The following is a 26484-nucleotide window of genomic DNA, read 5'->3' on the forward strand; positions in this document are numbered from 1 at the left end:
CGTTTAACGATGCGACTAGTCGTAGGGATCACACATCTTTAGTTAAGTTACATTTTAGATGCTGCACTCCCTGATGCAGCACTGGTTTACACCCTTCGTAAACCTAGCGGCTTCAAGGCTAACAAGACTTCACCCAGACAGGTGCAATGTCACGCCAGTAGCAAAGGGCTTGGCAACACAGCAATCACTGTCGGTTCGCATAGCGGTTTGCTCTCATAAGCGACCAACCACGAGCAAAAATCAAACTGGTACAAGATGCCATGTGAAAAAAGAGTAATGTTTTTTTTGCTACCACCAACATCATTACGGCAGTAGTTGCGCTGGTCAGGACGCTGTGGCAACTTCTGAGAGGACAATGAACTAACGTGATCACGCGACCAGCTAGAGCAATCTGTCACTCTGTTTATGTAGGAAGAGGCTTAATGTCTCATAACGGTTGTCAAACGGTTGTCAAAACGACTGCTAATTACTAAATCTGAACTGCCCTTTACTAGACAAACACTTACCAGGCAAACACTGATCATGACTAGCCACATTCAGACTACTGCTGTGCAAATCCCTAATGATGGCTTGCAAATCGATGCCCACCTTGCCCAACCAATAGGTAGTGGCACCTACCCGGGTATCGTCGTCATTCAGGAAATCTGGGGTGTCAATAGCCACATTCGCAGTGTTACAGAGCGTCTTGCTCAAGAAGGCTATGTCGCGATCGCGCCTGCTATTTTTCAGCGCAGTGCCCCAGGCTTTGAGGGCAATTACGATGCTGACAGTACAACTCTGGGTCGCCAGTACAAAGAGGCAACCAAAGCCGATGAACTGTTAAGTGATGTGCAAGCGACGATCGCCTATCTCCGAACCTTACCGACAGTAAAAGGAGACGCGATCGGCGCGATCGGTTTCTGTTTTGGTGGTCATGTTGTCTACCTAGCAGCAACCCTGCCGGATATCAAAGCGACTGCATCCTTTTACGGCGCTGGCATTGCAACCATGACCCCTGGTGGTGGTAAGCCTACACTCACCCGCACACCAGAGATCAAAGGCACACTCTACGCTTTTTTTGGTACGACTGATCCGCTGATTCCAGTAGAGCAAATCGATCAGGTTGAAGACGCTCTTAAGGCACATCAAATCGACCATCGCTTTTTTCGCTATCCGTCTGGGCACGGTTTTTTCTGCGATCAACGCCCTGACTATAACCCTGAAGCCGCTGCTGATGCCTGGGAGAAGGTGAAGGAATTGTTTGGACGAGTTTTGAAGGCAGAGGAATAAAGGGTAAAGGACAGGGGAGGCTAAGGATGCAGAGGAGGTAGGGGAAGCAAAACCCAGCTTAAAGCTCAAAATCCCTCTTTCCTTGCATCACCTCTTCTCTTGCATCGCCTCTCCCTCTAATCCCGCTGCTCTCTTTCCGCCCCCGCAACGGACTATAGTAAGAAAGCCGACTACGATCGCTTGTCTCATGGAAGCTAAATCCGCTCGTTCAGCCAGTGAGTCCTTTTCAATGGAGGACTTTGAAAAAGCGCTGGAGCAACATAACTATCAATTTCAGCAAGGGCAGATGATTTCGGGTAAAGCTGTCAATTACGAAATTGATGGCATTTATGTCGATATTGGCGCGAAGTCCCTTGCCTTTTTGCCTGCCAATGAAGCTAGCCTGCGGGGCGTTACAGACCCGTCAGCGATCGTGCCCCTCCATGAAGAGCGCGAGTTTCTCATCATCCGCGAACAAGATGGCGATGGACAGGTCACGCTTTCGCTAAAGCAGTTGGAGATCAAGCAAGCCTGGGATCGGTTGGCAGAAACTCAAGCTAGCAATCAGAGTTATCAGGTAAGAGTCACAGGCGTTAATAAAGGTGGCGTTACAGTTGATATCCAGGGGTTGCGGGGCTTCATTCCACGATCGCACCTGGTTGAGCGCGAAGATTTGGAAGCGCTCAAAGGCACCACACTCAGCGCGAGCATTCTAGAAATTGACCAGGCTCGCGATAAGTTAGTGCTGTCAAACCGTCTTGCCACCCGCTCTGCCAGTTTCAGTCAGCTCGAAATTGGGCAACTGGTCGATGGCAAAGTTGCCAGTATTAAACCCTTTGGTGTGTTTGTTGAATTTGGCGGCACCACGGGACTACTCCACATCAACCAGATCAGCAAAAACTACGTCCAAGCCCTAACAGGTTTATTTCAGGTCGGGCAACCGATCAAAGCGATGATTGCAGGTCTTGACGAGGGCAAAGGCAGAATTTCCCTTTCCACGAAAGTGCTCGAAAACTTCCCTGGTGAAATGCTGGAAAAACCAGCCGATGTCATGGCAGAGGCAGAATCGCGTCAAGAACGGGCGAGAAAAGCGATTCTAGGAGAGTAAGAGTGATTACTGTCTGGGAACTTGACTTCTACTCGCGCCCAATCTTGGATGAAAACAAAAAAAAGGTTTGGGAAGTGCTGGTTTGTGAAAGCCCGTTGGCTGTCGATCGCCAACCAGAATCTCTTTTTCGCTACGCCGAATTTTGTTCCAGTGCCGAAGTTAACTCGGTGCGTTTAAAGAGCGTGATTGAGGCGGCGATCGCCCATGCCCCGCAGCCTCCTGATAAAATTCGCTTCTTTCGGCAGGCAATGAACAACATGATTGCCAAAGCCTGCAAAGAATTGGGCATCCCAGCCCAACTGAGCCAGCGAACATTTGTGCTGAACCAATGGCTTCGGCAGCGCCATCTAGAAGTTTATCCAGCCCTACCAGGCTTTCAACCGGGTGCTAATCCATCTGTGAGTTTTGCCAAAACCCCGCCGCAACCCCTACCCGATGCATTGCTGGGCGAAAAATGGCAGTTTGTCACCCTGTCAGCCAGTGACGTGGCAGAAATGAACGAGTGGACGATCGACTTTGGTGAAGCGTTTCCCCTAGCTCTTTCAGGGCTTGCGCCAGAAGCTCAAATTCCGGGGCTACTGATCTTTTCGGCGCGTGCAACTCCCTTAGCTGGCTGGATGTCAGGTCTAGAGGTCGCCAGCGTTAGGTTTGACAGTGACTATCCCACGCGCTTGTTGCTAGAGACTGGGCTGAACGATCGCTGGACGCTTGCCAGTTTGGCGAATCAGCAGGTGAAAACAGAAGCACAGAACTTTGAAGCAGCGAAACAGCAAGCTAATGGTGTTCACTTCCTTGCGGTGCAAGCTGATCCCGAGACAGAAGCCTTTGCTGGATTTTGGCTATTACAGACGGTCAACTTAGCGTAAAGTGATCCTTAGCAGTTGTTGAGCAGCAGCCTTTAGCGATCAGCAGTCAGCGATCAGCGATGAAGGCAGGATCAACAACTGGCGGCTGTAATCTGCTTTTTCTTAAGAGTTGGCTAGACCCCAAAACCATACGTTTTTTCAAACAAGCTCCTAGCTCAGTTAAACAGCCATTGCGTCCCTAATGGGTGTTCTACTCTAAAAACTAACGGCTAACCTGCTGACGGCTAAAAGCTCATTACTCACACTCTGTTCGCTCATACTTATGATGGGTTCCGACGACTTGCAACACGATACCTTAGCAGAGCAACTGCTGGAATTGGCTGCCAAGTCAGGCGCAGAAGCGGCAGAAGTCCTACAATCACGATCGCTGGCATATCCGGTCTTTTTTGAGGCAAATCGCCTGAAGCAGCTAGAAAGCGCCCAGGCAGAAGGAACAGCCTTGCGGCTGTGGCGAAACGGTTGCCCTGGTTTAGCCGTTGCTTACGGTCCCGTCGAGCCACAAGCTTTAGTTGATCGCGCGATCGCCCTGAGCCAGCTTAATGAACCCGAAACGATCGAACTAGCGGGTGCTGCCAAAAACCAATACCCTGACCTGGGCGAAACGGTGCCTGTAGAGCAATTAGTCACTTGGGGAAGAGAGGCGATCGCGCTCATCCGTGAGGCTAATCCAGACCTGATCTGCACTGCTGAATGGGAATGTGAAGCTGAAACAACTCGTTTGCTTAACTCCAACGGCTTAGACTGCGGCTACACTGATACAACTCTGAGCTGCTACCTTTCCGCAGAGTGGATACGTGGCGACGATTTTTTGTGCGTCTCAGATGGGCAAACCCAACGGGGCAGCCTTGACCCTACTGCACTGGTGCACCAAATTATGCAGCGGTTGGAGTGGGCAAGAGACAACACACAACCCCTGACTGGGCGCGTCCCCATTCTTTTCACATCCAAAGCCGCCGATATGCTGTGGGGCACGGTACAGTCGGCACTCAGCGGCAAACAGGTGCTTGAAGGCGCATCACCCTGGAGCGATCGCCTTAATGAACTCGTTACCTCTGAAGGCTTAACGCTTTCGCAACAGCCCCATATTGGTCCCTTTAGCTGTCCCTTTGATGATGAAGGCACCCCAACTCGTGCCATTACCTTCATCGATCATGGTGTGCTGCAACTCTTCTATGCCGACTTTACGACTGGGCGGGCGATCGGTAGCGGGACTACAGGCAACGGCTTTCGTCCTGGCTTGGGTAGCTACCCCACTCCTGGACTATTCAATATCATGATTCAACCCGTCGGCAGTGTCGCCACTGGCAAGTCTCTCCCGGATTTAATCGCTACCCTTGATGATGGGCTAGTCATCGACCAGATGCTTGGTGGCGGTGCCGGAATTTCGGGCGAATTTTCCATCAACGTTGACCTGGGCTACCGTGTTAAAAACGGTGAAGTGATCGGGCGCGTGAAAGATACGATGGTATCCGGCAATGTTTACACTGCCCTACAACAACTGCTGGCGCTGGGTGGTGATGCCGATTGGAACGGTTCTTGCTATACCCCGTCCCTAATCGTTGACGGGCTATCAGTCACTGCACGGAGCTAGGTTTTAGACTTTAGACTAGGTACATCAAACCAGGTCTATGGATCACGGGCTGAGCAACCGCCAATAGTTCAGTGAACGAGCATCCAGTAGAAAAAGAAGGGAGCGGTTATGAGCGTTGCAGCCTTTAGAGACAGTCGACGTGGACGTTATTGGTTGTTAGCAGGTTTGATGATCGTGCTAGCGATCGCCCTTTCTGCTTGCCAGGCACAAAACCTGAAAAGTCAGGCAGCTCGTATCCCGCAGCTTGTCATTAGCACCACAACCGATCCCAAGACGTTCAACTACGCCCTCAACAATTCGTCACCCAATATTTTCTCCTTCACGTTTGATGGGTTAGTTGACGAACACGGCATCACAGCAGAGATTGTCCCAGCGTTGGCAGAATCCTGGCAAATCTCAGAGGATAAGAAGCGCATTACGTTTACCCTACGTGACGGGCTGAAGTGGTCAGACGGTGCACCTTTGACGGCAGATGACGTGCTGTTCACCTACAAAGATGTGTATCTGAATGAAGCCATTCCCACTGATGTGCGAGATGCGTTTCGCATTGGCGACAAAAAGCAGCTACCAACGGTGAAAAAGCTGGACGATCGCCGTGTAGAGTTCCTTCTACCAGAGCCATCTTCACCCTTTTTGCGGGCAATGGGTGCCAAGATTTTGCCTGCCCATCGCCTTCGCCAAAGCGTGTTTACCAAAGGCTCTGATGGTAATCCCCGGTTTCTGACGACCTGGGGCACTGACACCAAACCAGCCGAAATCGTCACTAATGGACCGTACACGATCGAGAGCTACGCCAATAGTCAGCGGATTATTTATCGTCGCAATCCGTACTACTGGCGTAAAGGTGCCCAAGGCGAGACTTTGCCTTACATCGAGCGCATCATCTGGCAAGTCGTCGAAAACAGTGATAGCCGGATGTTGCGGTTTCGCTCTGGCGACCTGGATATAGCTGGGCTGCGCCCCGAAGATTTCTCCCTACTCAAGCGTGAAGAGCAACGTGGTAAATTTGCGATTCTTAACGGTGGACCAACCTCTGGGACGACCTTTATTGCTTTTAATCTGAATCGCGCCACAAACACTAACGGCAAGCCTTTTGTTGACCCGATCAAATCGCGCTGGTTTAACACCAAAGCCTTTCGTCAGGCAGTCGCTTATGCGCTCGATCGCCAGAGCATCATCAACAATCTGTTTCGTGGCATTGGAGAACTTCAGAATTCACCAATTTCGGTACAGAGTCCCTACTTTCTGTCGCCGCAGCAAGGCTTAAAAGTTTACGAGCACGATCCTGCTAAAGCAAAGTCGCTACTGCTAGGTGCTGGGTTTAAGTACAACGCCAAGCAACAACTGCTAGATGAAGCAGGCAACCGCGTTCGATTCACAATGATTTTGCCTGCGGGTAGCCGTACTGCACAGCAGTTTGCTGCTCAAATGCAGCAAGACTTGCAGAGTATCGGCATTCAGCTAGACCTGAACCCGGTTGACTTCAATGTGCTGGTGGAGAGTATCAGCAACCGTAACTGGGAATGCTACTTCCTCAGCTATACAGGTGGTGTAGAACCACATGACGGTGCGAACTACTGGACTAGCGCTGGCACCTCCCATGACTTTAACCAGGGTCCTAATGTTGGCGCACCACCAATCAAAAACTGGGTTATTTCCGATTGGGAGGAAGAGATCGATCGCCTCTTCGTTGCCGGAGCCAGAGAATATGACGAAACCAAGCGTAAGCAAATCTATGCTGACTTTCAACGTATCATCCAGGAGCAGGTGCCTGTCATTCACTTGGTAACACCCACTGCGCTCTCAGCCATCCGCGATCGCGTTCAAGGCGTACAGTTTTCTGGTTTGGATACCCGTGGCTCTCTCTGGAATCTCTACGAACTAAAAGTTGTAGATGAGCAATCTTAAACCCTGGTCTCTGATGAGAAAAAGGGCACGCTAGATCTTGTCTTGAGCTTAGATCCCTGACTTCTGCCCTAGATGGGGCGAATGATCAAGGCACAGAAAGAAGTCGGAGATCTGTGTTTCTTTAAGGGCAAGCTGCATCGCTTTTCTGGTTAACAGCGCCTAAAAGAGTTCGGACACTGACGCAGCGCTTCACACTTGGAGCACCCCTGAGTGCCAATGTCACTGTAAACGGCTGGGTATCAGTGATCGTTGGGTTGGTAGTCGCCTGTATCGTGGAAGCCACTGCCCCATCGGGACTGAAAATGATGGAATTACTGGCAGTGTGACTCGTTCTAAGAGTGAGAATGCCTGACCGAACCTCACCTTGTCCGAGCGTTTCCCATTGATTGACCTGGGCATCAGGAATACGCCCTAAGGTCTGCACGGCTGCACCACCCGTACCTGATGTGCTAGAGGTCAAGGGTAAAACTGCTACTCTCGGCGGATCTGAAGCAACATCAAAACGGGCTTCTCGATAGGTCTGCGTGCGTTTCGCCTCAGCTTGGGCAGTGCGTAAGGTTTGGAGAATCCGCTCATTCGCAGTGCCCAGCCGTTGACGGTTAATGAAGGTCAACCACCCCGGAGCCGCGATCGCAAACAAGACTCCAATCATAATGACCACAACCAGCGTTTCGATCAGGGTGAAACCGGCGGTTGATTGTCTCAGTAAACGGTGATTTTTCATATTTCTTCTCTAAGCTAGAGCACTAAAATGAGCAGCCTACTGAGGTGCCGGACTTTTCTCAAAACTGCCGCGACTCAGCACACGGGTTTGTAGATCAAAGACAACTTTGGCAGTGGATGGAACCCCAGCTCGACCAGCCGCGTTGCCTCTGAGGAAAACGGCAGTTTCCTGGTTACGTCCGCCTGTGTTATTTTGAATCCCGGCTGTAAAACCACCACCTCTTACACAGGCATAAAAGCTTGTAACAGTTGTACCGGATGGCGATCGAACAAAGGGTGGCAGGCTGCCAGCAGTAACAGAATCACCAGGGCACGCAGTCGCAGTCGAGCCTGGTGTGACAGGAGTATCCACAAAATCCACTAACACAGGCGGATTGACAGCTACACCGGCAATAGCACCTGCATAAGGGTTCGTTGACCCATCTGACAGAGTTCCTGCCGTTTGCAAATTGTTACCGGTAGCTTCATAGGGCCAGCCAAGAAATTTATTGTTTGTCGTGGTAGGGTCAACCCAGCCCGTGTTGGGCGCACCAGTCGCGGTAAATTGAGTGAGCGCATAGCGTTTCAGTCGTGCTCTACCAGCCCATGTACCACCTGTATTGGTTGTATCAAGGTAGTACACAACCAAGCTATAGGTTCTGCGAGACAGGCAAGGTACCCCATTGATGCCCGCTGGGGGATTGGGGTTAGTTGTGAGGTTCAAATTGGCTGCATTAGCGGCACAGAGGTTAATTAAGACTTGAGGCAGCGGATCGACTCGCCAGAACGCTAAAACAGGCGTTGTTCCAGCAGCAGTTCCTGTTGGTTGCGTGTTGATAGCTGTGGGCAGGAAGTTGGTGACCCCTGGACAAGCATCCGCCGCAAACGTGCCTGTTCCAGTTAGACAACTACCATCGTAAACAAAGACGGCTTGGCGCAGTTCTGCGCTGATGTAGTCCATCGCTAACTGCATTTCGCGCTGAGTTTCGGCACGGCTTGATTCTCGCTGATTCACTTTTAGCAGTTCGACCACGCTGTAGAGCAATGTGCTGGTAATGATGCCACCGATAAATACCGAGATCAGTAGTTCCAGCAGGGTAAAGCCAGTGGTAGGATGCTTACGCTGGGACCGGAACGATCGTGCTAATAGCCACGGGAAGGAGTGTTTAGCCATTCTAAGCCTGGTTGAGAGAAGGGTAGTAGCGATTAGAATTTACGAGCATTGCTAGCGTCGTAGCATACGAGCGTTCTGGTTCAGCAACCATCGGGGGTCGAACAGACAGTGCTATAGTCTTGCAGAGAATTGCTGGTATCGTTGCGGACGATGGTGGAGTACAAAATTGCCAGAGGTCGTCGATTTTGGTCACCCAGCCCACTCACAAAGCGGAGGGAGGCTTGTGCCGTTTGTAGACCGCCTAAATTTTGACGCAAAAGTGGATTGTCGGAGTAAACCCGTACGCCTAATCGGAAGCCAGATAATCCAGTTGGAGGTGGACCAGCGGTGCGAAACGTTTGCACTAGAAATTGCGACTCACATGCAGCAAGATTACTGGGATCAAGATCGGTGCTGACTGGGAGCAAAGCAGTAGATGCAACGGTGACACCTGTGTAAGTGTTGCAGCCTACAGTAGATGACTTCAAAACGCCAGCGGCAATGGTAGTCGGTGCAGGCACGGAGCTAATGCTGGTAACGACCGCAGGCAGATCAGCCGCTGTATAAACGCCGCGCTCAACGACAGCCCGCACTCGGTCGATCTCTGCTTGAGCCACCTGCAATGCTTGTTCTGCCTTACGACTTTGCACACGGGTTGCTGTGATGAAGAAGATCGGGGGCGTAATCGCAATCAGCGTGATGGAGACCACAACGATCGCCACCAAACACTCAATCAACGACAGACCCTGATCGCATTTTGCACGTTGTGCTGACGGGGCACGCTGGGGCAAACGAGTTAACAAAGAAAGGAGTAAGCGCTGCCGTCGCATCACTGTGGTAGAAGAGGGGTTGGGCATTGCTGTCGTGGCTACCTGCACTGTAGGTTTACTGGATGAACCGGAATCGATGGACATAATCAAGCCTCCAGACAGAGTTAAGCAGGACAGTTGATGTTTGCAGGAACTCCGGTGATGCCCGATGTCCTTGCCGCAGTGCAGAGTCTCCTAATATAAGGATCGTTAGCAGGCAGCTCTGAATAGAACTCGTTGCGGTTTTTGCCAGCGGTGATAAAGCGAGCGGCGGCTGGACCGGCTGGAGCTAGCTGGAGTGCAGGATCGTAGCCCCAAACCCGGTTGGGTGGTGAGTAATATCTGATCGCTTCACTGTTGGGAGAAGCTGTTAAGGGCGGTTCCCAGACATCCTGGTCAAAGGGTGCGGTCGCAGAGTTGCTAAAGTTAAGCTGCAAGAACGAACCCGCAAACCAGAGGTTTCTTTGATCCCAGTTTTCTAGGAAGCGAGGGAAGTTGTGTAGACCACCATAAGACTGACCTGCCCTTGAGGGCACAATGCCACTCACAATGATGGAGTCTACCGTCGTGCCTGCGTTGGTAGCTGGCATCAGCGACTTATCATCAACAAAGCGATCATAGTTTCCGGTGTAGACTGTGCCATCCGCTTTCAATGGTTTACCGTTGCGGTCAATGCGGATCGGCGTAGTAGCAGTGGCAGCAGACGTGCCATCTTCCCTTCGCCAATTTGCCGCGCCGAGGTTAGCTGTTGGACGATTTTGGTTTAAGAACGATGTCCTATTGCTGGTACAGCCTGGACCAAAGAGCCCAAAACCAGGGTTCGCAGGGGTATTTAGGTTATTATACCTATCGGCAGCGTTAGTGATCGTGCCACCAGAGCCAGAGTTAGCAATGAAGGCATCTTCGATACTGCCATCGCAGAAGCTATCAGACAGGATGGAAACGGCATCAGCAAGAATTTCGGTTGGTCGCCAGCGATCGCCCCCTGCACTAGTTCTGGCAAAGTCTGGACTGCGGTTCGTCCGACGATAAAACTGATCTACCGTGTAAAGCCCACCTGTATCGTTACCAGGCACCAGGGTTTCAGTAAACTCCTCGACAGTTGTACCAGGGGTGTCATCAGCACCTCTCTTATGCAAGTTGAAATCACCCTGGATATAAACCGGGCTATCGGTAAAGAAGGAAAGACCACGAGTGTTGTCTGTGCTGGGAAGCGCAAAAGAATCGTTGCGTTTAATCTGTACGCCATTGCGGAGCCGGAAACCGTGAGGACGACGATCGGGGTCAGCGATAAAGTCTACTTGTTTAGTGCTGATTGCAACGTTATTTGCATTCGTAGCGAGTGTTGGATCAGTTGGGTTAGTTAGAGTTGTGGCGTTGGTCGTTACAGGTGCAAGACCACCTGCTGGTCGAGCGATCGCATCTTCTCGCACTGCATCTTCCCGGAAGGCATAGACAATGCCACTAACAGGTAGCCAGGGTCGACCTGTGGCAACGCCTAAACTCCGCAGCATGCCCAGGTCAAGATCCATTGTGCGGGTCGTCATCATTTCGCGACCGTTGAACACACCCCGATCAAGGAAGCCAACCGCTCTCAGAGCACCTGTTGGATCAACAATCAGGTTAGGTGAGACGTTTGCGCCAGTAACATTAGAGCGGGTTTGCAGAATCGGCAACCTCCAGTTGTCCGTACTAGAACGACGTGGTGTCATCGCGATCTCAGAGAAATCATCGGGCGTGATACCAACGACTCTATACTGATACCCCAAGCTAGACTTGTTCTGAATATATGGGTCGCTAGAGTACTGCTCATTTGTGGGCTGCTGGTTGCCCAGTGAGCTATCACCGTCATAGTCGTGATCGACCTTGGGGAAAAGGTAGAAGAGAGCGGGGTAACGGGGCGTGTTTTCGCAGAAAGCAAGCGCCAATCCAACCTTTTGTCTTGCTTGCGCTTCGGGAGCCCCTTGATTCAAAGGAAATGTCTCCGGATCGCATCCTGTAGGGAAAAGGACATCCGTATTATTTACCTTGACCGGGAACTTTTTGCCGTTATTCTCCCAAGTATCGGGACGATCTGTAGGTGCTGGCGGAGAACCGTTTTCGAACCCAAAGAGGCGATCGCGGTCAGCCTGCTGCTTGCTGTAGATAATCGTGGCAATGTTAGCTAGACTCCGCCTGTCAGGATTCCCACCGATATTTGTATCAGTCAACAGAGCCTTAACGAAGTCATCGGCTGATAACTCGCTATACTTTGCAGCGGCTCCAGTTACTGGATCGTAATAGGCTGCTGACGGATTACCGTTGACAACTGTAAAGGGGAAGTAGGCACCTGTTGTAGGGTCTTTAACCTCACCATTATTTTGCAGACCGTCAACTAAGTTGAAGAGAACACCGCCAAGGGTTGATAAACCAGAATTGTTAGCGTTATCTGCATAGTCATAGCCAGTTGGATCATCGGTGAACCCATTAATGTTGTACGCCAGCATACCTAGAGTGCAAGCCGCAGTATGCAGGGTAGACTGTTCAGCTATGCTGAGGCTAAGGAGCGGGTCTGCGTTGGTGTAGGCAATCCCTGCATCCAAACGGGCGAGAGCACGACGCAGTTCAGAGAAATTACCCCACATAGACGTGAGGGGATAGGGATGCACGATCGAGCCAGAGGCTTCCTGTCTGGGCGGAAAGGCACCATCAACGACACCAGGAGTTGCTGGATCGTCATCACCAGCAAACATTGCTAAATTGCGGAGCGCTTTGCCCAGAGGTTGGGTAGGAGCGATTGCCGCCGCAAAAGCAGCCTCAGACTGAAGATATGCTGGAGGGGCAAACTCCCAGCCATTAGTGCCTTTTCCCGTCAAGAAGTCTGTGATCACCTCGGCAGTGCCATTGACTGGTTGCGACTGAAAGGTAATGCTGTTCGCAAGCGTAGTCGCTGTCCCAGGATGAGCCGTACTTGCCAAACACGCTACAGGAAGAGCGGCACCAACCGCACTGTCTCTGTGGTAGATCGCTGTTGACTGCACCGCCGCAATGTTGTCTCGTAAGGTACGACGCTGGCGCTGCTCGTGAGTGAGCGTTTCACTCGGTGGATACAGTGGATCTCTCGGTCCAGTCTTGACCCAACCAAAGGCATTGCCAAGCTCCAGGCGCTGCCCCACAATGACCCGCAGCCCTTCGTTAAAGGCACGTCGTTCCCAGTAGCCATCTAAACCAGCATTTGCAACAGTAGAGAGATTATTTGGATCAACGGTGCCACGAACCAGGGTGGTAACATCACTTGTGATTACATCGCCCATTCTATTCGGCGCTGCAACCGCAATTTGGTCGTTGTAACGGGGTTTGGGTCCCCAACGGTTATCGGCTCGGTAAAGGTCATCCACATAAGGCTTTGCCTCTGCCTGGTTGTAGATACGCGGTGTGCCTGTGTTCGGTAAGCCCCTCCAACCTGCCTTACGGTTGGTCCGGTTTGTTCGATCGCTACCACGCGCCTGACTTACATCGTCAGTCAGCAGCCTCACTGGATCTAAAGCAACCGGAATAGCAGCGCCAGTAGCATTCTGTGCTGAACCACCGTCAGCATCATTTTCGAGGGTCGCAATTTGCGACGGTTGAGCAGGGTTAGTCGTTGCGGGCCAGATGTGAATGCTGGAAGAGCCGTTGTAATCGTTGTCACGAATACTCCCTGCAAACGCTAAGCCAACAAAGTCGGGTGGCTTCGACGTATCGTTATTGGAGTTAACAATGTCCGTGACTGTGATCTCTGAGTTAGACGCAGTACTCATCAAGCACGACGCTTGAGAACTCACTAAGAAGGCATTAAAACCGTTTTGCGGCTTGGTCATGAAGCTGCCTTCCGTGTGCATGGCTCCATTCCAGTTAAAGGTAGGACCAGGGAAGATTTCCATGTCGTAGCGGAACCAGGCTCCCCACTTATTCCCCCGATCGAGCTTCCGGTCTTGCTGCATTTCCAGCGTTGTGAAGCTGCCATTAGTGTTAATGGTGTCTGGGATAACGAGCGCATCCACCTGGAAGTTTTTGCGAAGCGTTGAAGAGGTGCTTAAATCCTGGAACCAACCCTGCGCTGCGCTAGACGCTGCACTGTCCTGAGCGATTGCGCAGTTGCCTCGCAGTTGATTACTCAATGGACCCTGCCGCACAAACAAGCTATTTGCTTTAACGGTCTCAGAGGTGTTGACCATACCAGAACCCGCAACGCCATTCTGATCGGGTGGTGTTTGCAGCACAATGGAGTAAACCACCGTCGCATCAAGAGCGCCATCGCCATTCGTATCGGTGCGGAATGCCCAGGCATTGTCTTGAGGGGTCAGTTCGCCCGTCTTCGTTGTAGCGTCTAGATTAATCCGGGTTTCGCCAGGAATAGTGTATTGATCTGGACCTCCCAAGGCACCAACACCGTAGCTCCCATCGTTACGCAGCATCCCTGTCATGTAGTTTTCAGCAGGGACACCACCCGGATAACGGCTGTCTTTAGTCGCATCAAAGAGCGTTTCTAGCTTGGCTCTTGCTCTGTCGATCGCAGGAGTTGCCGCATTGTAGATAACCCGCTGCTGACTCTCACCAATCACCTGAGCGCTACGGCTGTAAGCACGGTAGACTAATGCACCTACAGTTAACGACACAACGAGCAGTAGCAAGATAACGGTCGGCAATACAAAGCCCGCTGCGGGAGACCGAAACCTTCGGTTTAAAATCATTGCTGAACGCAGAAGCCAATTCATTAGCCCTTTAGTTAAGGCTCTGGACATCTTCTGCATCTGGCTAAAAAGAGCCTGAACTGCCTTGGCTAATTTACGGTCTGACATGATAGCTGCTTCCTGCGACGATGGCAAAAGGTTTATGAACTGAACTCACAACATGAGCTAATGGGCACGGCAGAAAACAGAGTGACAATTTTCTGCGGGATGTGCTTTAAATGTCCTGAAGGTACAAATTTCTTGTGTAGATGCCTACTGTGGTAACAGTTTAAATAGCCTGTGATCAACCGGGAAGCCACGAAGATAAACAAGGGACGCTTGCTGAAACATCAGCGAATTAACGGAACGAACAAGAATTTAGCGTTAAGGCTGTGACAACAATCTAAGTAATCTTTCATATTGCGAAGTACTGCTTCACACAAGCTTTATAGCTCAGTAGAAGATATTAATTCGTCATAAAGAGAGATGCCCCAATGTTACCCATGTACCTAGATAAAGCGATCGTCCGACTCAAATTATTTTTGAGCAGGTGCCACTTTTGCTAAATTCTCTTTTTAAAAAGTTTTTATAAAATTGACAATCGGGCAAGCTTTTGTGGTTGCCCGATTACTTCGTTACACATTCATTGCCAGTCGGATCACCAACTGCGCTCAACGCAAAGAAGCCGCTCACACGCTTAGAAGCGATTCAGATCAATGCCTGATTCTTTAGCAAAAACGCTGAGGCTCTTGTGTTCGAGGGTTTTGATTGCTTTTGTAGAAAGCCGCAACTTTACCCAACGGTTGCCCTCAGCCCACCAGATACGCTTCCACTGCAAATTCACTTCTTGCAGTTTCTTTGTCCGACGATGAGAGTGAGACACGGCGTAGGCGTTGTTTGCCTTTTTGCCAGTAAGTTGACATTGACGAGCCATAGCAATCTCCAGGGTGTGCGCTTAGAAAATGGTTAACCGACATCCTATTGTATACAACGACCTGGAAATCAGGAAGCCAAGAGGAAGAAGGTTAGAGAATCGAGCGAACGCTGTACTAGATATACAGCAAAAAAAATCCCTCCATCAGGATGTAGATCACATCTGGGAGGGGAGGGGGTAGAGGGTGAGAGGAGTGAGGAAGTGGAAGGGTGAAGCTAGAGAGTTTTGAGTTGCGCTAGAGCGTTTTGAGTTAATTCTGCCCTCTGCCTGCTGCCCCCTCTCTCCTCACCCCTTACTTCAAGAAGCCGCGCGATCGGTGAGACGAGTTAGCACCGCGTTCGATCGCTCGACGAAGGCTTGCATTCCTTCAGCATCGAAGCCTTTTTGCGCCATGAGTGCCAGATCATAGACGTGGTGACAGATCAGGTTTGCCAGTTCGGCAGAGGGAGACTGTCCTTCATTTTGGATGATGGCTCCCTGACTAAGGCTCACCAGATTTTGAATGAGCGGGTGTGAGGTATTAACCAGAAGAGTATGTTCTTCAGGGAACTGCACAGCTTGCTGTTGCATTAAGGCAGTCATCTCTTGCAGCCGCCGCAAATGCTCTGGCAAGAGCACCATTGCTGGCGGCACACCATTGGCATCGCTAGACTTGAGCGCTTCAGTGCGGATGGTTAATTTGGGCTTGTTGAGCGCTTTTTGGAACAGCTCTTTAATGCGATCGCTACGGGTTTGATTGGTCGTCGGGTCAACGATGTCAGCAGGCTTATCTTTGTCAATCAAGGTGTCATCCAGATCGGCATCAACCCGTGAAAACTTCACATCGGGATGCTCACGCTCTAAGAAGCTAACAAAGTGGCTGTCAATGAACGAGTCCATAAATAAGACTTCTAGCCCTTGCTGCTTGTGAAGCTCTACGTAAGTCGTTTGTGCTACCTCATCGGTGCAATAAAAGACGCGATTGGGATGACGATCTTTATTGCGCTCCAGGTATTCCTTCAGCGTCGTATAGGGGGGGGAGTCGCTGGAAGCAGAAGAGGGGGAGGCGGGGGAAGCATCCTGCCAGGCGTCGCCGTCGGCAGACTGTACCTCGACTTTGGGTACTTCACTCTTCTCACCGCTTACTTCACCCAGCTTTGCTGTTGTGCGATAGATGAGAATATCTTCGACCTGCTTTTTGAACTTGTCGTCGTTGATGGAGCCGAACTTGACGAAGGTGCCGAGGTCTTGCCAGCAACGGACATATTCGTCCCGGTTGTCGCGGTAAAGCTCCTTCAGGCGATCGCCCACTTTCTTCGCAATGTAGTCAGCAATACGACGGACAGTGCGATCGTTCTGCAAGAAGCTGCGGGAGACGTTCAGCGGAATATCCACGCTGTCGATAACCCCACGCAAAGGCAGCAGAAACTTAGGAATGACCTCTTCGCAGTTGTCGCTGACAAAGACCTGATTGCAGAAAAGTTTGATTTGACCTTTGGTCGTATCAACATCAGGCTTGAGCTTGGGGAAGTAGAGAATGCCGTTGACGACGAAGGGATAGTCAGTGTTGAGGTGTACCCACAGCAGCGGCTCTTCCTGAAACGGATAGAGGTAGCGGTAGAACTCCATGTAGTCTTCGGAAGACAACGCACTGGGCGATTCCTTCCAGGGAGCCTTCTGACGGTTGATTTGTTCTGGCGCTTTGATTTCGAGTGCGGCGGATTCAGTCGGAGTTTCTGCCGTGGCTTCGGTCGCAGGTTCTGTAGGAGGCGCAGCGTCTGATGCCGCTTCTTTAACTTCTAGCTTGATAGGTACGGGCAAAAAGTCGCAGTAGGTTTTGATCAACTGCCGAATACGATGCGGCTCCAGATATTCCTGTTCTTCCTCCTGAAGAAAAAGCGTCACAGTGGTACCGCGATCGCTCTTAGTCGAGGCACTAAGTTCAAATTCAGTAGAACCATCACACGACCAATGCACAGGTTCGGCATTCGGCTGATAGGAAAGGGTATCAATATCAACCCGTTGCGCCACCATGAAAGACGAGTAGAAACCTAGCCCAAAGTGACCAATAATTTGCTGGTCACCAGCCGCTTTGTACTTTTCGACAAAGGATTCCGCACTGGAGAAGGCAACCTGGTTGATGTATTGCTTCACTTCATCAGCCGTCATGCCAATGCCCGTATCGGAAACAGCCAGGGTTTTCTGTGCCTTATCGATTGTGATAACCACTTCAGGCTCACCTAAGTCTCCAGCCAATTCGCCCGAATAGGACACCATCTTGAGCTTTTGGATAGCATCAACGGCGTTAGAGACTAGCTCTCTCAGGAAAATTTCGTGGTCTGAGTAGAGCCATTTTTTGATGATGGGGAAAATATTCTCAGTATGAATACTGATATTGCCCTTTTCAAGAACAGTCGTCATGGTAATACTCCAGTCTCAGCAGGTTGTTTGCAGCAGATAAATGACGAAAAGAAGGGAATCCAGTGGTGATACTGGCTAGTTGCCTCTGATTGTACTGAGAGGACGACCTTCCTTGTAGATGCGGATTTCCCTACCTGTAGAGAGAGGTGAAGGGTGGAGAAGTGGAAGGGTGATGGGGCAGAAGAGTGAAGGGTGAGGGGTGATGGATGTTAATGGCAGCTTTTGCCTTCTGCCTTCTGCCTTTTGTCAGGAATGGGCATAAAGCTGCATGACATCGGCGATCGCCATACGCGATTGGGCACCCAGCGTTAGCGGTGAAATATGCCCTCGTTGCAAATGCTCGGCGGCGGCACAGGCAATCATGGCAGCATTATCGGTGCAGAACTGAAGGGGTGGGAAGAGGACGCGCAGATTGTGAGTTTGAGCAGCAGCTTGTAGGTGTTGACGTAAGCCTGTATTTGCTGCTACGCCGCCACCAACTGCGATCGTGTCCAGTCCGTAATCAAGGGCACAGGCGATCGCTCGTTTGGTCAGCGCTTTGGCAACGGTTGCCTGAAAGCTAGCCGCTAAATCCTCGATCGGCAGGGCTGGGTTTTCCTGTTGGAGTTTTTGGGTTAGTCGCAGCATGGCAGTTTTTAAGCCACTAAAGCTAGAGTCGTAACGGTGGAAGCCTCCAGTCGCTAGCGATACTTGCCCTTCTGGTAAGGGAAAAGCTTTGGAGTTACCTTGTGTTGCAAGGCGATCGATGATCGGTCCACCAGGGTAGCCCAGATGCATTAAGCGGGCGACTTTATCAAACGCTTCCCCTGCTGCATCATCGCGGGTTTGTCCCAGCGTTTTGTAATGACCGCAGTCTTTGACATAGATGAGACTCGTATGTCCACCCGAAACCAGGAGGCAGAGAAACGGCGGCTGAAGATCAGCGGCAGCCAGATAGGAGGCGTAGATGTGTCCCTCCAAATGATGCACACCAATGAGTGGTTTTTGATACAGTAGCGCTAGGGTTTTGGCAGTGGTTAAGCCAACTAGCAATGCACCCAGCAATCCAGGTGTACAGGTCGCGGCAATGCCATCAATGCCAGACCAATCCAGCGTCGCTTCTTGAAGCGCTTGAGCGATCGCGCTATTCACAATTTCCACATGTTGACGTGACGCGACTTCGGGCACAATGCCACCGTATGGTTGATGACTAGCAATCTGTGACGAAACAACACTACTTAAAACGTGACGATCTTTAACGATCGCCACGGCTGTTTCGTCACAACTTGTTTCAATTGCCAAAACCGTCGCCATTTGCTGGTACCTTTTTGAGGGTATGAACTTCCTCTTGTAGCTTAGACTGCATCAGAGGTCGCCTTAAACGGTACGATGCTACCTCGTTTAGTGAACCGACCGTTGCAAGACCTCTAAACTGTTTTACTAAGTGGTTTGTGCGAAAATTTTTGCCTTTCTATGTTTTGTCTTGTGCATTTTGTAATTTAAAAAGAAGGGAAACAATTCCATGCAACGGTTGTTTGCTCTAGTGCTCGTCGTCATGCTTTGGTTCGGGTTTGTCTCCATCCCGCCCGCCAATGCCTCTAACTTAACACCTTGTAAAGATTCACCCGCATTTGCTCAGCGAGCCAAAGACTCAGTTAGCGCTACAGCCAAGCAGCGCTTTGAGTTTTACGCCAATTCTGGTGTCTTGTGTGGTGAAGAAGGACTACCTCACCTAGTCGTTGACCCAACAGCGGCTCATGCAGGCGAATTTGCGATCCCCAGTATTCTCTTTCTCTATATTGCGGGTTGGATTGGCTGGGTTGGTCGTTCTTATATTCAGGCTGTCAAGAAAAGCGCGACTCCTGAACAGGATGAGATCGTCATCAACGTGCCTCTAGCACTTAAATTGGCTCTGTCTGGGTTCGCTTGGCCCTTGGCAGCGTTGAAGGAGTTTACCACCGGTGAACTGACCGCTAAAGATGATGAAATCCCCGTCTCCGTCCGTTAATCTTTGCCCACGGTTTAGACTTTAGGCGATTGTTGTTGGGCAACAAACCATAGTGCTATCCGGTTGGATGCGGTACATCCTAAAAGGTAATAAGCCTTTTGACCCCACGGTTGGGTCCGCCAATCACTATCGGAAACTGCTCGCTCTAGCATTGCCTCAAGTCTCGATTGAGTTTTCAGCTCTTTTCAGGAGAACACTTTATGCAGTATTTCCTCAAGTATCTTTCGACGGCTCCTGTTATCCTCACCGCTTGGCTGGTGTTTACAGCAGGAATCTTGATTGAGTTCAATCGCTTTTTTCCAGACCTCCTGTTTCACCCAATGCCATAAAGCAGTGTGAGTGAAGCAGTTGCGGTTCGGACAAAATTCAAGTTTGGTTAAAGCAGAGGGGTGGGATCAAAGCGATCGCACCCCTCTGTTCTATATGGGTTTAAAGGTGGATAGGTTTAGAGCGATCAGTAGATAGTGCCTGCTGTCTCATAAGCGACATCAACAGTGCCATCTCTCCACTTTTTCAGTAGTTTAGCTACCGCATAAGTTGGCTGTAACGACCGTCAGCCAATATTCCTTTAGTCACTAAATAAAAATGTTGGGCACCATATCTAATTGGGAAACTTCAGTTTAGAATTTTACAGAATTAGCGTTTACCCTCGCGCGTTTGCTTAAGGGTATCTATGAGCAAGGGATATAAAGTACAAGAACTATGGCAAGCAGTAAGTCTAACGATCGATCTAGTCATTCTTCTGAGCATTCTGGAGTGCAAGACCAGCCGCAGCGTAAAGCATCGAGTGTAGCCAAGAAGCCCATGCCATCCGTAGCACCATTTGTGTTCGCTGCTGGCGATCCACAAGAAGGCAATTTGGCAACTCCAATCAATAATTCGGCGTTTACTCGTTGGTTTATCAATCAGTTGCCTGCCTATCGTCAAGGAGTTTCGCCGTTTCAGCGAGGGTTGCAGGTTGGTCTTTCACATGGCTTCTGGTTGCTGGGTCCATTTGTAGCATTGGGTCCGTTACGAGACACTAACCTAGCGCTGTTTGCAGGGCTAGGCGCCACGATCGGGTTGGTTGGCATCGCTACGCTAGCAATCGCCGTTTATGCCGAGAGTGCGCCCTTACCACCGATTGCAACACTAACGACACCAAAGCCACCGACTGATTTAGGCGTACCACAGGGCTGGCGATTGCTGGCACGTGGTTTTTGGTTCGGGGGTACGAGTGGAGCCTTTTTTGCAACAGTCCTCTTGCTAATTTTCACCTTTTAGCAGTGGCATTCAACCTGCCAAGCTAAGGCATTCAATGGTCTAGAGGCTGTGCTGTAGACACGTCTTGACGCAACATTCTCTATGCCGACTGTCTTTACGTGCCTAAGCCCGACCAAGACGTTGGGCTAACACGTCGCTGTTGCAAAGAGGGTTGCTTCGATGCGCTCGAGCGCTTTGGCAATGTCATCGTTAACAATGCAAATGTCGAATTCATCGGCAGCAGCAATCTCAGTACGAGCGCTTTGCAGACGACGAACGATCGCTTCTTCGCTATCTTGGGCACGGTGCCGAATGCGATCTTCCAGTTCCAGCAGGGAAGGCGGCAGGATAAAGATTTGGAGAGCAGCGGGAAAGTTTTTGCGAATTTGCCGTGCGCCTTGCAGTTCGATTTCTAAAATCACACGATTGCCTTGACGAATCTGGTCTTCAACCGCTTTGCGGGGCGTACCGTAAAGATTGCCAGCAAAATCTGCCCATTCCAGCAGTTCGCCATTAGCAACCATGCGCTCAAAGGTGCTGCGCGAGACAAAGTAATAGTTTTTACCATCAATCTCACCAGGGCGGGGCGATCGCGTCGTCACTGAGACGGAAAGATACAGTTCTGGATGGCGCTGAATGAGCGATCGTAGCAGCGTACCTTTACCGACCCCGCTTGGTCCTGTCAAAACAATTAATGCGCTCATGCCCGCTTTCGCCCTCAGTAAGAATGGTAGTCAGCAATAATTCGATCGTTAACAATTCTTCATCTTCAACTAATAAGTCCGCTTCTGCAAGACAAACGGCAATTTCGGGTAGTTAAACTGTCTTCTTAGCGGTTTGGATCTGTTAATTACATTGCTTTTCTGACATACACATAACTTAACAAATTAAAAAGGAAGATATTTTACGGCTTACCGCTGTGAAGCGCGACCATAGCTTCAGCCATGCTGATGCATCAAGGATCACCATGTCCGTCTTTACTGACAATCAAGCGATTGGCAACCGTTTCTGGCTGAATGGCTGACAGAATGATATGACCAGAGTCAGTAATGATCACGGCTCGGGTCCGGCGACCATACGTCGCGTCGATTAGCTGCTTACCATCGCGTGCATCAGTAATGATACGCTTGATGGGTGCAGATTCTGGGCTAACGATCGCAATCACCCTATTTGCAGACACGATGTTACCAAAACCAATATTGATGAGCTTAATGTCCATACGGACTCAAGGCGTGGGTGAGTGAGAAGCCTGTCCAAACTTAGATTTCTATCGTAATGCACCGCCAAAGCGAACGGCGCGATCGCGCTCTTTAGTCAGCCTCTTAAGTAAAGCTATGCAGAACTGCTCCCCCCTGTAAGAAGCGACTTGTAATAGCATTCTTAGCCTTTCGATTACCTGAAGCATCACAAGGTCATGTCTGGCAGCATACCGACAAAAAGGATGCCTACACACGACGCTCGGTTTTGGCCTTAGCAGAAGCCTCGTCCCAAACGAATCTTTAAGTGATTCTGAATCCGCCCTTCACCCCTCACTGCCCTTGCAACCTGTTGACGTTACAACGCTTACTGCGATCGCCGCAGAACTACGCACTGAATGGTTACCTGCACGGCTGGAGCAGGTCTATCAGCGCGATCGTCATACACTCTATTTGGGCTTACGTACCCTTAAGCGGCGCGGATGGCTGATGCTCTCCTGGCATCCCCAGGCAGCGCGTCTTTGTATTAGCGATGCTCCGCCCCGCATACCAGATACGTTTACCTTTAGCCAGCAGCTAAAACACCAGTTAGGCAACCTGGCACTGGTCGCCATTGAGCCGATCGCCCCCTGGGAGCGTGCCCTGGATCTCCAGTTTTCCCAGCGTCCTGGCGAACCACCGCTCTGGCATCTGTACATAGAAATCATGGGGAAGTACAGCAACGTCGTGCTTGCCAACCAAGTCAACCTAATTGTTACAGCAGCCCATCAGGTTAGTGCCCAACAGTCGAGTGTGCGTCCCATTCAAACAGGTGACCCATACACACTGCCGCCGCCCTTGACTGATCCAGCACCCAAGCTAGCGGAATCGTTCGATCGCTGGCAGGAGCGGATCAATCTGGTACCAGGTGCGCTACGACGCAACTTACAAAAAAACTATCGTGGACTCAGTTCTGCACTCACGCTCTCTTTGATTGCTGCGGCTGCACTTCGCCCTAACCAATCTACCGATAGCCTAGATGCAAGTGATTGGCACCGCTTATTTCACCGCTGGCAGGAGTGGCTGCAAGCATTAGAAACGGAAAAATTTTGCCCTGGTTGGACGAGCGATGGCTATACCGTTTTAGGTTGGGGTATGACACAGGCGGTCGATCGAGTGCAGCCTATCATCGATCGCTACTACACCAGCCAACTTGAGCAGCAAGAATTTGTCCAGCTACGCCATCAGCTTACCCAAAAGCTCCACACTGTTTTAGAAAAGCTACGCGTAAAGGCAAACGTGTTTCAGGCGCGCTTGCAGCAATCTGAGGTTGCTGACCGTTATCGTGAACAAGCCGATCTATTGATGGCAAATTTACACCACTGGCAGCCAGGGTTAGCAACGATTACACTACCTGACTTCACGACAGAGCAACCCATTAGTATCCCTCTCAATCCTGAAAAAAATGCAGTGCAGAATGCTCAAGCACTTTACAAGCAGCACCAAAAGCTGAGGCGTGCTCGTAACGCGATCGATCCCCTGTTAGCAGAGGTCAATGCCGAGATCCACTATCTGGAGCAAGTCGAAGCGGCGATCGTAGAACTGGAGACTTACCAAACAGCCGAAGACCTCAACACACTCGACGAAATTCGTGATGAACTAATCCAGCAGCACTATTTGAACGATCCAGAATATCGTAACGCCAGCCCGCCTACCAAAGATTCACAAAGCCAGCCCCATCGCTACACTACGCCGAGTGGACTGGAAGTGCTTGTAGGGCGCAACAATCGTCAGAACGATCAGCTGACCTTTCGGACAGCAGGAGACTACGATCTCTGGTTTCATACGCAGGAAATTCCTGGTAGCCATGTTCTGCTGCGCTTGAAGCCAGGAAGTGCGCCTGATGCGATCGATTTGCAATGTGCCGCAAACCTGGCAGCATATTATAGCCGTGCCCGCCAGAGCGAACAGGTGTCTGTAGTCTATACAGAGCCAAAACACGTCTACAAGCCAAAGGGCGCTAAACCAGGGATGACCATTTACAAGCACGAGCGGACGCTTTGGGCACAGCCGAAGCAGGGAGAGCAGCTAGTAGTGAAGCGGCTGAAGAGTGAGTAAAGCAATGCTGGGGTATCTAGCGTATTTCAATAGCGACGAGAGTTGAGCAATTTTTTTGTGTCATCCTATTGGGCAACGCTGAAAGCTGGTTAGCCTAAACTAAAGCACTTTAGAGAAACTACTTTTAGACCAAAGGCAGTTACTTTTAGTATGTAGCATGACATTTTGAAATCACATTCCATTTGAGTTTATCGAAACGATCAAAGCTGTTTTTGTGATTGCAGCCCTAAAGATAGAACGCTCTCACAGCATACATTTTACGTCTCAATATTAGCCCCATAATGAACGATCAATTTTGCAGATGTTTAAGAGCAAAGTCTCTTCGTACGAATGAATGCTGCACAGGTAAGACTTAAGTTGTGTTACTCTAAGGAAGAAGAACTATTTTCGGTTGTGTAATTCGTCATAGCACACGTTTCTCCGAATCTACCATCTCTGCACCTTTTGATTCTGGAGAAAGTCTATGTCGATTTATGTTGGTAATCTGTCTTACGAAGTGACGCAAGAAGATCTAACTCAAGCTTTTACTGAGTACGGTACAGTCAAGCGCGTTCAACTTCCTACTGATCGAGAAACGGGTCGTCTGCGCGGTTTTGCTTTTGTAGAAATGGGCGCTGAAGCAGAGGAAACTGCCGCGATCGAAGCGCTAGACGGTGCTGAATGGATGGGGCGCGACCTGAAAGTGAACAAGGCGAAACCACGTGAAGAAAGAGGTTCGTCTGGCGGTGGCGGCTGGGGAAATAAGGGTGGTGCTTCCAAGCGCTACTAAGCTTTATTTTTGAGCGTTTGAGACGCTGTAAATTTAGCGGTGCAACACTAGCGGCAGCTAGAAACTAATAGTCAGTTGCTTCAACATTAAGGAACCAACTCTAAAGTCTAGAGGGCAGATAACGAGTCTGCCCTTTTTTGATTCTGCTGCTTGTGCAAAAAGTTAGCTAGTTTAGGTAAAGGAGCTTGAATGGCACAAATTATTCCTGGCGAAAACGAAAACATTGAGTCAGCGCTACGTCGGTTTAAGCGCGAAGTTTCAAAAGCGGGAATCTTTCCAGATATGAAAAAGCATCGCCACTTTGAAACACCGATCGAGAAAGAAAAGCGCAAAGCAATTGCCAAGCATAAGCAGCGTCGCCGCAAGTTTCGCTATTAGCTGCAAACTGTATTTATCGTTGACTGCACAGGAAGTGATATTACTCAATCAAGAGCGTAATGGTATATAACCCGTCACTACAAGAAGAGCTACGCAATCAAAGAACAAAGCTGATTCCACCTAATCAGGTAGAACCGCTGCTTCACTGGTTAGATCAGACAGGGCGACTAGCCTCACGTGGTATTGAGGCAGAGCCTGATAGCATCGATGCGAGCGAACTAATTGATGAAATTGTTGATGCAAATGCTTATAACGACGATGATGAGTTGATCGATTCAGAAGATGACTAATATTGTCGCTTGCTTGAGTTTCATACTATGCATTTGAACTGCATTAAATCCAACTCTGCTTGACGAAGTGCCATAATCTTTACTAACAGAACAAACATTCATGATATGTTAATCCTATATACCAACAGAGTTTATATAGCTTGATGGCTGCATAGTTTTATCTCTTTGAGCGAAGGCTATGGGGTATGAGCATTATCAATGAAACTTGGGCTAGTTTTTGACAAATCAGTTTATAGAATTCTGCTAAAGCGATCGCGGCGAATCAGCCGCCAAGTTGAGTCTTAAATGAAAGTTCAAGCGCTAAATATTCAAATGGGCGATCGCATCATTGCTTATTGCAATAATAAGATGCAGGTCTGTACCGTCAGGCAGGTTATTGATCCGGGTCAGACAAATATTACGCTGTCCGTTTCAACGTCAGAACATTCTCGAAGCTCGTTTTCACGGGTTATTCGGTTTCAAAAAGATGCTCTGGTTGATTTAGCAGCTTAAAAGCTGTTTAGCAGATTATGAAACCGTTGCAAGTGTCACACCAGTTTTCTATGAAATACACATTATCGAACTCCTAGCTGTCCCTACTTTCTTTCACAAGAAAAACTGTAGAAAATCCTGCCTCTAGGCGTCTATAAGAAGAATGGGTATTTAGCTAGCTGGTGCATCCTGTAAGCGTTTTTCAATTAGCGAAGTGTCACCAGCAAATATTTTTGTTGGGTTGCCACTGCTGAATCTGGAATCAAGACTACGTTCAAATCCTCTCATTCAGGCTGTAGCCACAACATACCCATGGCAAAAGAACAGAAAGCTAATAAAGAAAACAAGAAGCAGAAAAAAGAATCTGACGGCACCAAGAAGCAGAAAAAAGACCCAAAGCGACATGATGGGTAGTTTCCTACGGTGGATGACTCTGTTTTCTGAGAGATTGTGACTTGCGCTTTACATATCGCTACATATTGTTACAGAACCGTTGCACGAAATGGTAGAACTACACTTGCAGAAATGCTAGTATTGTGAACGAGAATAAGTAATCGGTTGCAGAATTTGTTTCTAGTCTTGACGGGTTTTTCGCGTTTTGTATTGGCAGGCTTCTCTCCGAAATCTCACTCTCTACGAACTTT

The 26484-nt window shown here is 49.8% G+C and carries 22 protein-coding genes; 13 read left to right on the forward strand and 9 right to left on the reverse strand.

The window, feature by feature from the left end; translation table 11 throughout:
- The first annotated feature begins 522 nt into the window (after positions 1 to 522).
- The 5 genes from H6F86_RS13280 (at position 523) to H6F86_RS13300 (ending at position 6721) form a co-directional block, all read left to right on the forward strand.
- Complete coding sequence (locus tag H6F86_RS13280) at positions 523 to 1269, forward strand: dienelactone hydrolase family protein (protein WP_190449089.1); 747 nt, start codon at positions 523 to 525, stop codon at positions 1267 to 1269.
- Positions 1270 to 1456: 187 nt separating this feature from the next.
- Positions 1457 to 2356, forward strand: coding sequence for a S1 RNA-binding domain-containing protein (locus tag H6F86_RS13285; protein WP_190449090.1), 900 nt, complete (start codon positions 1457 to 1459; stop codon positions 2354 to 2356).
- 2 nt (positions 2357 to 2358) lie between these two features.
- Positions 2359 to 3222 (forward strand): Tab2 family RNA-binding protein, encoded by an 864-nt coding sequence (locus H6F86_RS13290; RefSeq protein WP_190449091.1) that lies wholly within the window; start codon positions 2359 to 2361, stop codon positions 3220 to 3222.
- A 280-nt stretch (positions 3223 to 3502) separates the two neighbouring features.
- On the forward strand, positions 3503 to 4813 hold the full coding sequence (locus H6F86_RS13295; protein WP_206756040.1) for a TldD/PmbA family protein: 1311 nt from the start codon (positions 3503 to 3505) through the stop codon (positions 4811 to 4813).
- Between the two features lie 108 nt (positions 4814 to 4921).
- Complete coding sequence (locus tag H6F86_RS13300; protein ID WP_190449092.1) at positions 4922 to 6721, forward strand: ABC transporter substrate-binding protein; 1800 nt, start codon at positions 4922 to 4924, stop codon at positions 6719 to 6721.
- Between the two features lie 121 nt (positions 6722 to 6842).
- Here the strand turns inward: H6F86_RS13300 and H6F86_RS13305 are convergent, their stop codons facing one another.
- The 7 genes from H6F86_RS13305 to tsaD all read right to left on the reverse strand — a co-directional run bounded on the left by H6F86_RS13305 (position 6843) and on the right by tsaD (position 18703).
- Entirely contained in the window at positions 6843 to 7445 is a 603-nt protein-coding gene (locus H6F86_RS13305; RefSeq protein WP_190449093.1) for a GspH/FimT family pseudopilin, read from the reverse strand.
- Positions 7446 to 7481: 36 nt separating this feature from the next.
- On the reverse strand, positions 7482 to 8597 hold the full coding sequence (locus H6F86_RS13310) for a prepilin-type N-terminal cleavage/methylation domain-containing protein (RefSeq protein WP_190449094.1): 1116 nt from the start codon (positions 8595 to 8597) through the stop codon (positions 7482 to 7484).
- A gap of 80 nt (positions 8598 to 8677) precedes the next feature.
- The gene (locus tag H6F86_RS13315; protein ID WP_190449095.1) at positions 8678 to 9490 is read right to left on the reverse strand and encodes a type II secretion system protein; all 813 of its coding nucleotides are present in this window, start codon (positions 9488 to 9490) and stop codon (positions 8678 to 8680) included.
- 20 nt (positions 9491 to 9510) lie between these two features.
- The gene (gene hpsA, locus H6F86_RS13320; RefSeq protein ID WP_206756037.1) at positions 9511 to 14205 is read right to left on the reverse strand and encodes a hormogonium polysaccharide biosynthesis protein HpsA; all 4695 of its coding nucleotides are present in this window, start codon (positions 14203 to 14205) and stop codon (positions 9511 to 9513) included.
- Positions 14206 to 14773: 568 nt separating this feature from the next.
- A complete protein-coding gene (gene rpmB, locus H6F86_RS13325; RefSeq protein ID WP_190449097.1) occupies positions 14774 to 15010 on the reverse strand; it encodes a 50S ribosomal protein L28 in 237 nt (78 codons plus the stop codon).
- 297 nt (positions 15011 to 15307) lie between these two features.
- Complete coding sequence (gene htpG / locus H6F86_RS13330) at positions 15308 to 17410, reverse strand: molecular chaperone HtpG (RefSeq protein ID WP_190449098.1); 2103 nt, start codon at positions 17408 to 17410, stop codon at positions 15308 to 15310.
- Positions 17411 to 17656: 246 nt separating this feature from the next.
- A complete protein-coding gene (gene tsaD / locus H6F86_RS13335; RefSeq protein WP_190449099.1) occupies positions 17657 to 18703 on the reverse strand; it encodes a tRNA (adenosine(37)-N6)-threonylcarbamoyltransferase complex transferase subunit TsaD in 1047 nt (348 codons plus the stop codon).
- A 208-nt stretch (positions 18704 to 18911) separates the two neighbouring features.
- Here tsaD and H6F86_RS13340 point away from each other — a divergent pair, with 208 nt between their 5' ends.
- The 3 genes from H6F86_RS13340 (at position 18912) to H6F86_RS13350 (ending at position 20660) form a co-directional block, all read left to right on the forward strand.
- Positions 18912 to 19397, forward strand: coding sequence for a Photosystem I reaction center subunit III (locus H6F86_RS13340; protein ID WP_190449100.1), 486 nt, complete (start codon positions 18912 to 18914; stop codon positions 19395 to 19397).
- 200 nt (positions 19398 to 19597) lie between these two features.
- A complete protein-coding gene (psaJ, locus tag H6F86_RS13345; protein WP_190449101.1) occupies positions 19598 to 19726 on the forward strand; it encodes a photosystem I reaction center subunit IX in 129 nt (42 codons plus the stop codon).
- Between the two features lie 373 nt (positions 19727 to 20099).
- Positions 20100 to 20660 carry a photosystem I reaction center subunit XI gene (locus tag H6F86_RS13350; RefSeq protein WP_242033509.1) on the forward strand — a complete coding sequence of 187 codons (561 nt, stop codon included), beginning with the start codon at positions 20100 to 20102 and terminating at the stop codon, positions 20658 to 20660.
- 125 nt (positions 20661 to 20785) lie between these two features.
- Here the strand turns inward: H6F86_RS13350 and gmk are convergent, their stop codons facing one another.
- A complete protein-coding gene (gmk, locus tag H6F86_RS13355; RefSeq protein ID WP_190449102.1) occupies positions 20786 to 21343 on the reverse strand; it encodes a guanylate kinase in 558 nt (185 codons plus the stop codon).
- Positions 21344 to 21594: 251 nt separating this feature from the next.
- Positions 21595 to 21858: a DUF370 domain-containing protein gene (locus H6F86_RS13360; RefSeq protein ID WP_190449103.1), complete on the reverse strand. Its 264-nt coding sequence runs from the start codon at positions 21856 to 21858 to the stop codon at positions 21595 to 21597.
- A 319-nt stretch (positions 21859 to 22177) separates the two neighbouring features.
- Here H6F86_RS13360 and H6F86_RS13365 point away from each other — a divergent pair, with 319 nt between their 5' ends.
- From H6F86_RS13365 to H6F86_RS13385, 5 genes are all read left to right on the forward strand, one after another.
- Positions 22178 to 23932 carry an NFACT RNA binding domain-containing protein gene (locus H6F86_RS13365; RefSeq protein WP_190449104.1) on the forward strand — a complete coding sequence of 585 codons (1755 nt, stop codon included), beginning with the start codon at positions 22178 to 22180 and terminating at the stop codon, positions 23930 to 23932.
- A 463-nt stretch (positions 23933 to 24395) separates the two neighbouring features.
- Positions 24396 to 24701 (forward strand): RNA-binding protein, encoded by a 306-nt coding sequence (locus tag H6F86_RS13370; RefSeq protein ID WP_190449105.1) that lies wholly within the window; start codon positions 24396 to 24398, stop codon positions 24699 to 24701.
- Positions 24702 to 24890: 189 nt separating this feature from the next.
- Positions 24891 to 25079 carry a 30S ribosomal protein S21 gene (gene rpsU / locus H6F86_RS13375; protein ID WP_190449106.1) on the forward strand — a complete coding sequence of 63 codons (189 nt, stop codon included), beginning with the start codon at positions 24891 to 24893 and terminating at the stop codon, positions 25077 to 25079.
- Between the two features lie 59 nt (positions 25080 to 25138).
- A complete protein-coding gene (locus tag H6F86_RS13380) occupies positions 25139 to 25369 on the forward strand; it encodes a DUF3134 family protein (RefSeq protein WP_190449107.1) in 231 nt (76 codons plus the stop codon).
- A 285-nt stretch (positions 25370 to 25654) separates the two neighbouring features.
- On the forward strand, positions 25655 to 25861 hold the full coding sequence (locus H6F86_RS13385; RefSeq protein ID WP_190449108.1) for a hypothetical protein: 207 nt from the start codon (positions 25655 to 25657) through the stop codon (positions 25859 to 25861).
- Positions 25862 to 26484 lie beyond the last annotated feature (623 nt).

The organism is Phormidium sp. FACHB-592 (assembly GCF_014695795.1).
Lineage (GTDB): Bacteria > Cyanobacteriota > Cyanobacteriia > Leptolyngbyales > Leptolyngbyaceae > Stenomitos.